Annotated in this window: 12 protein-coding genes; 4 read left to right on the top strand and 8 right to left on the bottom strand. The window is 46.1% G+C overall.

The window, feature by feature from the left end; all coding sequences use genetic code 11:
- Window positions 1-59: 59 nt before the first annotated feature.
- Together FSB75_RS01470 and FSB75_RS01465 are read right to left on the bottom strand one after the other, a co-directional pair.
- Window positions 60-1,646, bottom strand: coding sequence for a peptide chain release factor 3 (locus tag FSB75_RS01470; protein WP_146781709.1), 1,587 nt, complete (start codon window positions 1,644-1,646; stop codon window positions 60-62).
- A 631-nt stretch (window positions 1,647-2,277) separates the two neighbouring features.
- Entirely contained in the window at window positions 2,278-2,643 is a 366-nt protein-coding gene (locus tag FSB75_RS01465; RefSeq protein ID WP_172623034.1) for a response regulator, read from the bottom strand.
- 211 nt (window positions 2,644-2,854) lie between these two features.
- Here FSB75_RS01465 and FSB75_RS01460 point away from each other — a divergent pair, with 211 nt between their 5' ends.
- From FSB75_RS01460 to FSB75_RS01445, 4 genes are all read left to right on the top strand, one after another.
- Window positions 2,855-4,096, top strand: coding sequence for an ABC transporter permease (locus FSB75_RS01460; RefSeq protein WP_146781705.1), 1,242 nt, complete (start codon window positions 2,855-2,857; stop codon window positions 4,094-4,096).
- A 39-nt stretch (window positions 4,097-4,135) separates the two neighbouring features.
- Window positions 4,136-5,143 (top strand): tRNA (adenosine(37)-N6)-threonylcarbamoyltransferase complex transferase subunit TsaD, encoded by a 1,008-nt coding sequence (tsaD, locus tag FSB75_RS01455; RefSeq protein WP_146781703.1) that lies wholly within the window; start codon window positions 4,136-4,138, stop codon window positions 5,141-5,143.
- A 111-nt stretch (window positions 5,144-5,254) separates the two neighbouring features.
- Window positions 5,255-5,920 (top strand): tRNA1(Val) (adenine(37)-N6)-methyltransferase, encoded by a 666-nt coding sequence (locus tag FSB75_RS01450; protein ID WP_227990740.1) that lies wholly within the window; start codon window positions 5,255-5,257, stop codon window positions 5,918-5,920.
- 277 nt (window positions 5,921-6,197) lie between these two features.
- Window positions 6,198-7,031 (top strand): MBL fold metallo-hydrolase, encoded by an 834-nt coding sequence (locus FSB75_RS01445; protein WP_146781699.1) that lies wholly within the window; start codon window positions 6,198-6,200, stop codon window positions 7,029-7,031.
- 114 nt (window positions 7,032-7,145) lie between these two features.
- Here the strand turns inward: FSB75_RS01445 and FSB75_RS01440 are convergent, their stop codons facing one another.
- The 6 genes from FSB75_RS01440 to argH form a co-directional block, all read right to left on the bottom strand.
- Complete coding sequence (locus FSB75_RS01440; RefSeq protein ID WP_172623033.1) at window positions 7,146-8,054, bottom strand: PepSY-like domain-containing protein; 909 nt, start codon at window positions 8,052-8,054, stop codon at window positions 7,146-7,148.
- Between the two features lie 184 nt (window positions 8,055-8,238).
- Entirely contained in the window at window positions 8,239-8,931 is a 693-nt protein-coding gene (locus FSB75_RS01435; RefSeq protein WP_146781695.1) for a LytR/AlgR family response regulator transcription factor, read from the bottom strand.
- A 92-nt stretch (window positions 8,932-9,023) separates the two neighbouring features.
- Entirely contained in the window at window positions 9,024-10,103 is a 1,080-nt protein-coding gene (locus FSB75_RS01430) for a sensor histidine kinase (protein ID WP_172623032.1), read from the bottom strand.
- Window positions 10,104-10,274: 171 nt separating this feature from the next.
- Entirely contained in the window at window positions 10,275-10,619 is a 345-nt protein-coding gene (locus FSB75_RS01425) for a hypothetical protein (RefSeq protein ID WP_146781691.1), read from the bottom strand.
- A gap of 484 nt (window positions 10,620-11,103) precedes the next feature.
- Window positions 11,104-11,556, bottom strand: coding sequence for a methylglyoxal synthase (locus FSB75_RS01420; protein ID WP_146781690.1), 453 nt, complete (start codon window positions 11,554-11,556; stop codon window positions 11,104-11,106).
- Between the two features lie 199 nt (window positions 11,557-11,755).
- The gene (argH, locus tag FSB75_RS01415; protein WP_146781689.1) at window positions 11,756-13,057 is read right to left on the bottom strand and encodes an argininosuccinate lyase; all 1,302 of its coding nucleotides are present in this window, start codon (window positions 13,055-13,057) and stop codon (window positions 11,756-11,758) included.
- Window positions 13,058-13,127: the final 70 nt, after the last annotated feature.

The raw sequence follows: 13,127 nt of genomic DNA, 5'->3' as shown, positions 1-13,127 counted from the left end.
CCGTAGTGAACTTTAGTTTAAATGGCTTTCCGGTTTCACGTCTGACGTCTCGCGTTTCGCTACTTGTGCACTTCACTCGTAAAGTGAAATTCAATATCGGGGTTGTTGGTGCGTTCGGTGTTTAAGAACCATTCGCTTTGTGCTAAATAAACCAGATGGCCGTCTTTATCCTGTGCAATGTTGGCGCCCTTAAACCGAATAAAATCTTCGAGCTTTTTTGGGTCGTTGCTGGTGATCCAGCAAGCTTTGTAATAAGGCAAGGAATTGAACACAACCGATGCGCCGTATTCGTGCAGCAAGCGGTATTGAATCACTTCAAACTGCAGCTCGCCCACGCAACCAATGATTTTTTTGTTGCCGCCGAATTGCGTGAACAATTGCGCCACGCCTTCGTCGGTTAATTGCAGTAAACCCTTTTCAAGCTGCTTTGTTTTCATCGGGTCTTTGTTTACCACTTCCTTAAAAATCTCGGGCGAAAAAGTAGGAATGCCGGTAAAATAAAAGTCTTCGCCTTCGGTTAATGTGTCGCCGATTTTAAAATTGCCGGTATCAAACAAACCCACAACATCGCCGGGATAAGCATCATCAACCACGCTTTTTTCGCGGGCCAAAAATGAATAAGGATTGGAGAACCGCACATCCTTGTCCAGACGAACGTGGTGAAAATATTTGTTGCGCTCAAACTTGCCTGAACACACACGAAGAAAGGCAATGCGGTCGCGGTGCTTGGGATCAAGGTTAGCATGAATCTTAAAAATAAAACCACTGAATTTGTCTTCGTTTACCGCTACAGGGCGTTTGCTTGTTTCGCGGTCTTTTGGCACCGGTGCAATGCGGATAAAGGTGTCGAGCATTTCCTTTACACCAAAGTTGTTGATGGCCGAACCAAAAAACACTGGCGCTACATTGCCTTTTAAGTATGTCTTCACGTCCAGTTCTCCGTAAACGCCGTCAATCAGTTCCACGTCTTCGCGCAAAATTTGCGCATCACGGCTGCCGAGTTTTTCATCCAGAACGGAAGCCGATAAATCGGCAACAGAAATGGCATCTTCATCGGCCGCTTTTGAGCCCGCCGTAAACAGCCGCAGGCTTTTGTTGTGCAAGTCGTAAACGCCTTTAAAGTCTTTGCCCTGGTTGATGGGCCATGTCATTGGATGAAGAGAAATGGACAATTCCTTTTCGATTTCTTCCAACAAGTCAAAACGGTTTTTTCCGTCACGGTCCATCTTGTTAATGAAAACGATTACCGGCGTTTTCCGCATGCTGATAACTTCCATTAGCCGGCGTGTTTGCTCTTCCACGCCGTTCACACTGTCCACCACAAGAATAACGCTGTCAACTGCGGTAAGCGTTCGGTAGGTATCTTCCGCAAAATCTTTGTGGCCGGGTGTGTCCAACAAGTTGATTAACGTTCCGTCGTACTCGAAACTCATCACCGATGTGGCTACGGAGATGCCGCGTTGCCGCTCAATCTCCATAAAGTCCGAGGTTGCGGCTTTCTTGATCTTGTTGCTTTTTACCGCGCCAGCCACCTGTATGGCACCACCGAAAAGAAGGAATTTTTCCGTGAGCGTTGTCTTGCCCGCATCGGGGTGCGAAATGATGGCGAAGGTGCGGCGCTTTTGTATTTCGTTTTGATACTTCATGGGAGTAATTAACTGATTAGCTGGTGTACTGATTAGCCAATTTGAAAACACGTTAAACGTTTATCAGCTAATCAGCACATCAGCTAATCAAATTGGGTTGCAAAAGTAGCCGACCGGAGGCAGAGCTTTCTACGTTTTTTGTTAAGGAAAAACAAAGCGACGCCAGGAATGCTTTAATTGTGGAAATTCAGCCACGGCTTATCCCTCTTGGTTACAACGCAAAAGAATTTTTTTTAAGCTGTAAGCGCCTGAAAAATAAACGGCTGGTTTTTTTGGTATCATTTTTTAAGTAAGAAGAGCAGAACAATCTTTCAGTTTTATGTCACAGGATTTGAGGAATGACCAAATGGGCGATACAGACATAAGCCGGACTGCAACTGAAGGCACTGAGCGACAGAATTATGAAGGATTTGAAGGCATGAATTACGAGCAAATTCGTCAGCCTTACAATCCAAAGCATAAAGGCAGGAATAGTTCAGATCAGCAAAGGAACGACGGCAAAAGACCGGATGAATGTTAACCCGTGAAACCCAAAAACAAAAGTCCTCTGTTTGAAACAGAGGACTTTTTTTACGCTGTCAGCACGGAGGACAATTGGTTAAAATACCTGCCGCATTTCTTAACCTCAACCTTACTTCACCGTTCCCATCTGCCGGCTAAGTTTCGCCAACAAATCTTCGGTGTTGAAAGGCTTCGAAATGAAATCATTGGCGCCATAGGTTTCAAATTTCAACGCGGCGCCGGGATGGCCGGAAAACATGATAACGGGAATGTTTTTGGTACGTTCAGCCGCTTTTATTTCGCGGCAAAGTTCACGGCCATCTGCACCCGACAAAAGCACATCCATCATTATCAAGGCCGGCTTTGCCTGTTGAAGTTTGGCGAAAGCCTCGTCTCTCCCCGAAGCCGTTTCCACTTCGTAGCCCTGCCGCTGAAGGGTTGCCCGCAAAACCGTGCGCACGTCGGGATCGTCGTCAATCAATAAAATTTTTGCCATAATTCGGTGTTCAGAAATCGTTAGAAAATGTCTTTCAATAAAATTCGGGATTGCACCGAAATTAGGGAAAAAGCAAGTAGCAAGCGGCGAGTAGCCAGTAGTCATTAACAACTGTCTTCAACGAAAACTTCTCCAATTCAAAGAAGCTTTCTATCGCATGTAATCGTGCTTGATAGTTACTGGCGAGTGGCCACTCGTTATTTTTGCTCTCATGCGTCTCTTCGCCATCATCGGAAGCAGCTTTAAAATCGCCCTGCTTGAATTGTGGAAGGCAAAGCTGCGCACTTTTCTTTCGCTCTTTGGCATCACCATCGGCATCTTTTGCATCATCGGTGTTTTGGCCACCGTAGGCAGCCTTGAAAAGAACCTCCAATCAGAAATCCGTTCGCTTGGAACAAACACCATTTACGTAGACAAATGGGAATACGGCGGCGGTCCCGATTATCCGTTTTGGAAATATGTAAAACGGCCATCGCCTCGTTATGATGAGTTGGCCGAAATAAAATCCCGTACGTCCACGGCGCAATACGTTGCGTTTAAAATTACGACGCCTGCCAATGTTGAAGGCAACGGCAACGTGGCCGAACGAATTCGTATTTACGGCGTCAGCGAAGACTTTACCACCATTCAGCCCATAGAAATTCAGTACGGCCGGGCCCTTTCGGAAGCGGAATTTTACCGCGGCACAAACGTCGCTGTGCTGGGCCACACGCTTGCCGAACGCTTGTTTAGCGATGCGGCTTTTGCCTCGCAAAAAACGATCACTGTTCGCGGACAAAATTTAATCGTGATCGGTGTGATGAAAAAAAGAGGATCTCAACTCATCGGCGGTTGGGGCTTCGATGAATGCGTGCTGATGCCTTACAAATCGGCACGCACCATTATGGACGAAACCAAGGCTGACCCCTTGATTATGGTGCAGGGAAAAGAAGGCATCAACAGCAAAGAATTGAAGGACGAGTTGAAAGGAACGATGCGGGCCGTGCGAAGATTAAGCCCGCAGGAAGAAGACAATTTTTCGTTGAACGACGTAAATGATTTTACCGAGGTAATGAGCAAGGCTTTTGTAAGCATTAACCTTGGCGGATGGATCATTGGCGGCCTGTCGTTTATCGTGGGAATATTCGGTGTGGCCAACATCATGTTCGTTACCGTAGCCGAACGGCGTTCGCAAATTGGGTTAAAAAAAGCGCTGGGTGCAAAACGAAGAATGATTCTAACCGAATTTTTGTTGGAGTCGGCCTTCCTGTGCATCGTTGGCGGATTCATTGGCCTCGCTCTTGTTTATGCGCTTACCAAAATAGCAACGGCTGCTTTTAGCTTTCCTATTTTTCTTTCGCCCGGCATCATTGCCGTTGCTATTTTTATTTGCATCGCCGCCGGTATTGCCGCCGGCATTATTCCTGCCGCGCAGGCTGCAAAGCTCCATCCGGCAGTAGCAATTAGAGGTTGATAAGTAAATTGCGTCCTGTTCACCAATCAACTAATCAACTTGTCAACTACAATACTCGCCATCGAATCTTCCTGCGACGAAACATCCGCATCCGTTTGCTGCGATGGAAAAATTTTGTCCAACTATATCGCTAACCAAAAAGTGCACGAGCAATACGGCGGCGTGGTGCCCGAACTGGCCAGCCGTGCGCACATGCAAAACATCGTGCCCGTTGTGGACGTGGCTTTAAAACAAGCCGGCATTTCTATTGATAACATAGATGCCTTTGCATTTACGCAATCACCGGGATTAATTGGGTCTCTGCTCGTGGGCAGCCAGTTTGCAAAATCACTCGCCTTTGCACGGGCCAAACCGCTGATTGCCGTGCACCACATGCAGGCACATGTATTGGCCAATTTGATTCCCGACGAGAAACCTTCTTTTCCCTTTTTGTGTTTAACGGTAAGCGGCGGCCACACGCAGATCGTCGTTGCCAACAGTTCTTTCGATTTAAAAGTCATCGGCGAAACGCTTGACGATGCAGCCGGTGAAGCCTTTGATAAATCGGCAAAGCTTTTAGGCCTCCCCTATCCCGGCGGACCGCTGATTGACAAATACGCCAAAGATGGCAATCCGTCACGTTTTACGTTTGCCGAACCCCAAATTCCCGGATTGGATTTTAGCTTCAGCGGACTGAAAACATCCATCCTTTATTTTTTGCAAAAAGAAGTGAAGAACAACGAAAATTTCGTTGCCGAAAACTTAGCCGATTTGTGCGCTTCCATCCAGGAACGCATCATTACCATCCTGCTGAAAAAATTAAAAAAAGCTGCGCTGCAAACGGGCATCACGCAGTTGTGCATTGCCGGTGGCGTTTCGGCCAACAGCAGCTTGCGCAAGGCCTTTGCCGAAATGTGTGAACAAAACAATTGGAAGAGCTTTATACCGCCGTTCGAATACTGCACCGACAACGCTGCCATGATTGCGATAACGGCTTACTATAAATTTTTACACGGCGATTCCACACCGCTTTCTGTTAGCGCATCAGCAAGGGCAAGTTGGGAATGAAGATGAATTAAGAATTAAGAATTAAGAATTAAGAATCAGAAATTCAAATCCGCTGTGCCGAACACGTATTTTCAATTCAAACAATTTACCGTGCATCACGACCGGTGCGCTATGAAAGTGACGACCGATGGTTGCTTGTTTGGCGCCTGGGCTTCAGCCAGAATTGCAAGCGCACAATTGGAATTGAAAAACTGCTTAGACATTGGCGCGGGCAGTGGCTTGCTTTCCTTGATGATTGCACAGAAAAACAACATTAACATTGATGCGATTGAAATTGACAGCAACGCGGCGGTACAGGCAAAGCAAAATGTGGCCGCTTCGGCGTGGAGCAACCAAATCAACGTGATCACGCAAGATGTTTTAACCTGGCAAACGGCCAAACAATACGACTGCATTGTTTCCAATCCGCCTTTCTACGAAAGTGAATTGAAATCAGGCCGCAAAACCAAAAATCTTGCGCACCACGACGAAGGATTGAAGCTTCCGCAGCTCTTCTCCTTCATCAAAAGTCATTTGACAGAAGAAGGAACATTTTTTCTGTTGCTGCCGGCAAAAAGAGCGAAAGAAATTGATAGCTTGTTGAAGCAGGAAAACCTTTATCAATGCCAACGAATTCTGGTAAAACAAACACCCAACCATCAGCCGTTTCGGCTGATGATAAGGGGCGGTAAAAAAGAAGTCGGGCAAGTTGAAGCGACAACGTCCGTTAAAGATGAAAACGACAAATACACGCCTGCGTTTACTGCGCTCTTAAAAGATTATTACCTGTATTTATAACCGCAATCGAAGCAAGGTTCATACAGCGACGCTACAGTTAAACAACGCAGCGTCGTGGTCCCGCCGCTATCGCTGAGTAAACATTGCTGAATAATGCCCTGAACCCTGAAGTGTGCGACACAACAGACGCTGAATAAAATTACAAATGCCGGTTACATAAAAACTCTTTTGCGGCTTTGCTTGGCGGCTTTGCCCAAAACCCTGCGCAAAACTTAAAAACGGCCCAAAACCTTTGCATCCGTTTTTCCCTTTGGCAAAAAAGAAATTTCTTTGCCGCATGGCGGTAGAAGTCTGTTCCATTGCGTCGGGCAGCAACGGAAATTGTTATTATGTGGGCAACGAAAACGAAGCCGTTCTTGTGGACGCGGGCATTTCGTGTAAAGAAATTGAGCTGCGGATGAAGCGAGCCGGCCTGTCGCTGCAAAAAGTGAAAGCCGTTTTTGTTTCGCACGAGCATACCGACCATATTTCAGGCCTTCCCGTTCTGGCAAAAAAATACAAGCTCCCGGTTTTCATCAGCGAAGGAACACTAAAAGGAAGCCGGCTTTGGTTTGAAAAAAGCTTGCTTCATCATTTTACCGCAAGCGAAGACGTTGTGATTGGCGACCTTACCGTGCATCCCTTTTCAAAGCTGCACGACGCTGCTGATCCCTTTAGCTTTACGGTTTCTTGCAACAACACAATCGTTGGCGTGATAACCGATATTGGCAAGGCTTGCGAGAACGTGGTGTACCATTTTCAACAATGCCACGCCGTGTTTTTGGAAAGCAATTACGACGAGCAAATGCTGGACAAAGGCCGTTATCCCTTTTACCTAAAGAACCGCATCCGTAACGGCTACGGCCACATTTCCAACCGGCAGGCACTGGATTTGTTTCTGCAACACCGTTCGCCGTCTTTGTCGCATCTTTTCCTTTCGCACCTCTCGTACAACAACAACTGCCCAAAGCTGGTTGAAGACTTGTTTGCAGCAAATGCAGGTAAGGTAAAAACTATTGTCACATCAAGAAGCCGGGAAACAGAAGTATATAAACTCGCTGCTTTAAGTGCGTTGCTTCAAAACAATTTCGATGCGTTTGTGCAACAGCCGCAACTTGCTTTTTCTTTCTAAACGACTTCTGCTTACGGTAATAAATTGTCGAGCGGACAAGACGCTTTGCTTTTCGCCGAAACGTACATTTAAAACAATCCCGACCGGCCTGTTAACGGCCGGGATTGTTTCTTCTTAGTGAATAGTTTTTGCGTGCAGGAAGTTGCCCGTCGCGTCAAACTCCACGGCGTACTTCGTGTTGTTGGCGTCAATAAACACAACGTAACCTTTCAGCGCTCCGTTTTGCGAAACAGAAAACGCTTTTTCAAAGACATAGTTGGGATAAGTCGTAGACAAATAATTTGCCGCAGTGGAAGGCAGCGCAGAAAGATCAATTGCCTGGGCCGATCCCGTACTATCGTGCAGTTGAATGCGTTTTACAAACGAGCCGCTTGCGGTAAACACCGTCGCAAAAGCGCCGTTATTTTTCGACAATACAACAATGCTGCTGTCGCGGTCGCGGAAGGCTTTTACCAACGTATCGGTTGCATAATTGGCTGCAAAATAAGCCGTGATAGAAGAAGGCAATGCGCTCAACGCAATGCTGTCTCTTTGCTGGCCGTCGCGGTGTTCAAACCGGCCGCCGTGATGCCATCCCGCGCCGTCCAAATCACCCTTTTCTCTTTGCTCAAGCACCTTCACAAAAGCGCCAGCGCTGTCAAACTGAAGACCCACGGGAGTGTTGTTGTAGTAGATCACAACAACGTAGCCGGTTGTGTTGCCAGAAGCGTCTTTAACGGCGAAGGCCTTGCTAAACGTGTAGCCCGAATAGTTAGCCGAAAGATAAGAGCCAACGGCAGAAGGCAGGCTTGATTGCGCAACGGAGTCTCTTCGTCCGCCGCGGCCACAAGGCTGCACTAAATAAACGCTGTCCTGCGTGGTGGAGCTGGTGGATGCGGTTGAAGAAGTTAACGAAGCTGCAACGGCAATCGTGTTTGACGTGGAGGAACTGCCCGTTTGTGTTAAGTCGCTTTTTTTACAAGCCGTGAACAAAAGGGTCGCTGAAGCAATAGCAAGGAATGCTCTTTTAAATGGAGTTTTCATCTTCATACAATTGGTGTTAAAAATTGGGTAGAGGTGTCAGCGATAGCGAAGAAAATTTTCTGTGTTCAAGTAGATGTATAAACGTGAAAACAGATGCACAAACGTGTGTGATGGTTGGGAGAAAAGCAGACTTATCGGCGAATGGAATATTTTTATGGACGAACGAAAAATTGGCTGTGAGCTTTTATTGTTTCGTCCATTCTTTAATGAACTCAACGTAGCTGGAGCTTACCGGCAATTCAACATTGCCAAGATTTACTTTGCGGTTAACGACCGATTTTATTTTCGACAACTGTACGATGTAGCTGCGGTGAATGCGGGCAAACTGCGAAGCCGGAAGCTTTTCCAGCACAGCTTTCATGGTCATTAACGTCATTACAGGCCGGCTGTTTGCAATGTGTATTTTCAAATAATCTTCTACGCTTTCAATGTAGTCAATGTCGCTGAAGGGAATTTTTACCAACTGGTATTCGGCCCGCACAAACAGGTTGTCGTTTTCGGGCTTTACCGATTGGCGCAAGCCATAAAACTCCGTTGCCTTTTGTACGGCCTTGCTGAAGCGTTCAAAGGCAATGGGCTTTACCAAATAATCAATCGCATCCAGCTCAAATCCTTCCAGCGCATAATTCTTGTAGGCGGTTGTAAAAATCACCATTGGTCTGTTCTCAAGGCTGCGCACCAGCTCCGTCCCTTTCACGTCGGGCATGTTGATGTCAATGAAAAGAAGATCAACCGCGTTGGTTTTCAAATAACTCCTGCCGGCAACGGCATCGTCAAAACTTTGTAGCAATTGGAGGGAAGGAAACTTTTCAATGTACTGCCTGAGTACTTCCAGCGCCAGGGGTTCGTCGTCTATGATGACTGATTTTATCTGCATGGGCAAGTGTGTCAATGTGAAACGTGAGACGTGAGATGTGAGACAGAAGCAAACGTCGGATTAAAAGTCTCTACGGTTTCACATTTCACGTCTCACGTTATTATCATCAAATCAACGGTGAAATGCTCTTTTTGCGTATCGATGTTCAATAAATATTTTTCGGGATACAAATATGCCAACCGTTTTTTTGCGTTGCTGATGCCCACGCCTTCTCTCATTGTCTCTTCTTCTTCGCGGTCAAAAATTCGGTTCTTGCAGAAAAGGTGGATGCTCCTTTCGTCGGCTCTGATATGAATACTAATGGTGCAGGCTTCGTGGCTGCTGATGCCGTACTTGAATGCGTTTTCAATAAAGGTCATAAAGAGCAGCGGGGCTATTTTTTTGTCTTCAATATTGCCTTCTACCGCAAATTCCAACGTCACCTTCCTGTTGATGCGGAGCTTTTGTAATTCAATATAATTGCGAACGCAATTCACCTCGCTTGGCAAGGGCACAAAATCGTGGCGCACGTCGTCGGTTAAATAACGAAGAATGGACGAAAGCTTCAGCACTGCGTCTGGTGTGTGTTCGCTTTTGGTGATGGCCAGCGAATAAATATTGTTGAGTGTATTGAATAAAAAATGCGGGTTGATCTGCGCTTTCAAAAACAGCAGTTCGGCCGTAACCTTGTCCGCTTCTGCCTGTGCCGCCCGCCGTTCGGACGTTTGCCACTGCCGCACAATTTGCTGCACTGAGCTTACCGACAACACGGCCACAAAAAGAACCACGCTAACAATATCAAGACGAAGCGGCTGCTTACCCCGCTCTTCTTCCGGCGATGACTCCAGATCAAAATCGGGTGGCGGCTTTCGGAAACGCAATTCCTCCTTTCGCATTCCTTCTCCGCGGTGTAAAACAAGGTTTTCAAAAGGCCGGGAAAAATACACGGCGACCAACAATAAGAAGATTGCACCGAAATAAGCAAGATAATTTTTACGGAAATAAAACCGTGGTAGCAGCAGTAAGGCATTGGTATAAAACAAAGCTGCGTACACCAGCACAAACATCAAAAAGAACAACACACCAAAAGAAGAAAAGCTTTGTCCAAAGCCTCTAACAAAGGCCACTACCAAAGCACAGAACAAAGCCCATCCAAGAATGTGAAAGACCACCATTTTTCGGTTTCGGTTCATGCAGACAAAGTACGCCAAAGCCTTTTGCATTCACCTTTTACCCTCGGTTGTTTACCAAAAAGCATGGACCAAAACAAAAGTGTTTTTTATGCAGATCGCCATTGTTCAAATGACGCCAACATAAAAAGCCGGACAAAAACTTGTCCGGCGGCTTTTACAGTGGGCAAGGCATTAGTTGTTTGATGCGCCGTTGTCAATCCAACACACAATCGCATTTTTTTGAGCGTTTGTAAGACTGCTATTCTGCGGCATGCTTCCGTTGATAACGGAGGCACGTATGGCCGAACGGTCTCCGTAAACCTGGCTGTACGTCGCCAAAGGTATTTCCCTGCCGCCTGCCGCATGGCAACCCGAGCCCGAATTGCAATACGTCTGGATGAGGGGCGCTACATCCGAAGCATACGATTTGGCTGCGCCGGAACAATCGCTGGTGAAACTGCTGTTTCCAACACTATCTTTTTTGCAGGCCCAAACAAAAATCATGAGCAAGGGCAAGGCGAACAAAAGTTTCTTCATAATCCTTCTTTCTTCTTTGATGGATAACGTAATAACGAAAGAAAGACGTGTTCATTATAAATGATGCTATCACTGCGAGCAGATTATAGATGAATGGAAGAAAAATACCGGCTAATAAGCGCAAAGGCCCAGCGGCGAAGAAGCAGAGAAAATTTTTGTTGAGAAAAAACTAAGGGCAAACCCTTGCAGATAAAGATCCAATTGTTAAAGAAAAGCTGTGGTTTACAGGGCTGAAATTCGTTGGGCTTCGTAACGACCGCTTACGCAAACGCAGTCTGGGCAAGCCTTTCATCGATAAATATAAAGTTACACGTAGTAATCGAAAGAAGTTTTTCACCTTGTAAGCTTGGCCCGCATCTCTATTTTTGACTCATCAATTTTATTTGACGCACCTAATAAAATTGTTTAGACAAGCCAAAATTTTTTATTCATATAGCAAGCAATCGTTAGACCGTCCCGCATTTCTATGCGGGACTTTTTATGCTTATTGTTTAAGCATCCGATTTTCATACATAGAGAAATCCGGCTCCATGATGTTGTAATTGCTCTCAAGAAGCGGCGAGGTTAAAATAAAATCAGCCGTGGTACGATTGCAGGCGATGATGATGTTCCATGCAACAGCCAACCGTATCAATGCTTTCACGTCGCTGTCGTGCGCATGGCTTTCCAGTGGGTCCCAAAAGAAAACAATCACGTCTATTTTGCCTTCGGCAATCATGGCGCCGAGTTGCTGGTCGCCACCGAGAGGGCCGCTTAGCAATTTTTTCACCGGCACGTCCAGTCGTTCTTCCAGCAAGGTGCCCGTTGTTCCCGTGGCTACCAACTGATGTTTCGACAAAAGTTCCCGATTGTAATAGGCCCAATCCACAAGGTCTCTTTTCTTTTTATCGTGCGCCACTAAGGCAATGCGCTTGGCTTGGTTTGCTTGTGATTTCATATACGCGGTATTAAGGATAAAAAAACCGATGTCGGAGAAGACAATCGGTTAGCCTGCTTTAAAGGTAGTACAAATGCCGGGCAAACGTTGAGCTACAAAAAACATTAAGAAGAATTAACCTTGCCGTCTCAAACAAAGATGCATCCTGAAAGACGAGCCTGCTGTATGTGGTTTGCAATAATTGGGTTGACAGAAAGAATTAATCAAACTGTGCCAACACCTTTTGCATTTCCTCGCTAATTTCTTTGTTGCATAAATTGCTGATGCTGCCTTCATGGGTATGCGCCAGTGGTTTTGTGACATCAAAGGCAAAGTTTCCGCCTTCCACATCATCGCCAATTTGCTTGTACGCCTCGCGAAACGGAATGCCGCGGTTCACCAAATCATTTACGGCTTCTACGGTGAAGAGGTATTTGTATTTCTGATCAAGAAGAATGCTTTCTTTCACTTGAATATTCGTGAGCATAAGACGGCACAATTGCAAACAAGCTTTCAATTCTTCGATGGCCGGAAAGAGAATTTCTTTTGTCAACTGCAAGTCGCGGTGATAGCCCGAAGGAAGGTTGTTTAACAGAAGCGTTAGCTCATTAGGCGTTGACTGAATGCGGTTGCATTTGGCGCGGATCAGCTCAAATACATCTGGATTTTTTTTGTGCGGCATGATGCTGCTTCCCGTTGTGAGTTCGGACGGAAAAGTGATGAAGCCGAAGTTTTGGTTCATGTACAAACAGCAATCCATGGCCAGTTTGCTCAACGTTGCGGCAATACAGCTCAGGCCCATTGCCACTGCTTTCTCTGTTTTGCCACGCGTCATTTGCGCATAAACCGAATTGTGGTTAAGCGAAGCAAAGTTTAATAACTCCGTCGTTCGTCTTCTGTTCAAGGGAAAGGACGAACCGTAACCGGCTCCACTGCCCAAAGGATTTTTATTGGTGATGCGATAAGCGGCGGCCAGCATTTCTAAATCATCCACAAAGCTTTCGGCATAAGCGCCAAACCACAAACCAAAAGACGAAGGCATAGCGATCTGCAAATGCGTGTAGCCTGGCAAAAGAACGTTCTTGTACTTTTCGCTTTGCTGCAGCAACAGGTCAAACAGTTCCGCTACTTCATCTTTTACAGCCTTCACTTCCGCACGCAAATACAATTTTATATCAACGGCCACCTGGTCGTTTCGACTGCGGCCACTGTGAATTTTTTTGCCAATATCACCAACGCGTTGCGTTAAAAGCAACTCAACCTGCGAATGAACATCTTCAACGTTTTCGTCAATTTTAAAGCCGCCTTCTTCAATTTCGGCCGCAATTTGTTGAAGCGCTTCCACGGCTTTTTCCGCTTCGTCTTTTTCCATTAAACCAACTTCACCAAGCATGGTTACGTGGGCGATAGAGCCTTGCACGTCGTACGGCGCCAGCAGCAAATCAAATTCTTTGTCGCGGCCTACAGTAAAGGTTTCAATCAATTGAGAAGTAGAGGTATTTTCTTTTTGCCAGAGCTTCATTAACCACAGATTGTCGGGATTAAAAATGGATTACCGGGACGATTTAAACATAAATTTTAAAACACGAATT

It is taken from the genome of Flavisolibacter ginsenosidimutans (assembly GCF_007970805.1).
GTDB lineage: Bacteria > Bacteroidota > Bacteroidia > Chitinophagales > Chitinophagaceae > Flavisolibacter > Flavisolibacter ginsenosidimutans.
Note: the sequence above shows the minus strand (reverse complement) of the source record. Positions and strands in the feature narration are given on the sequence as shown.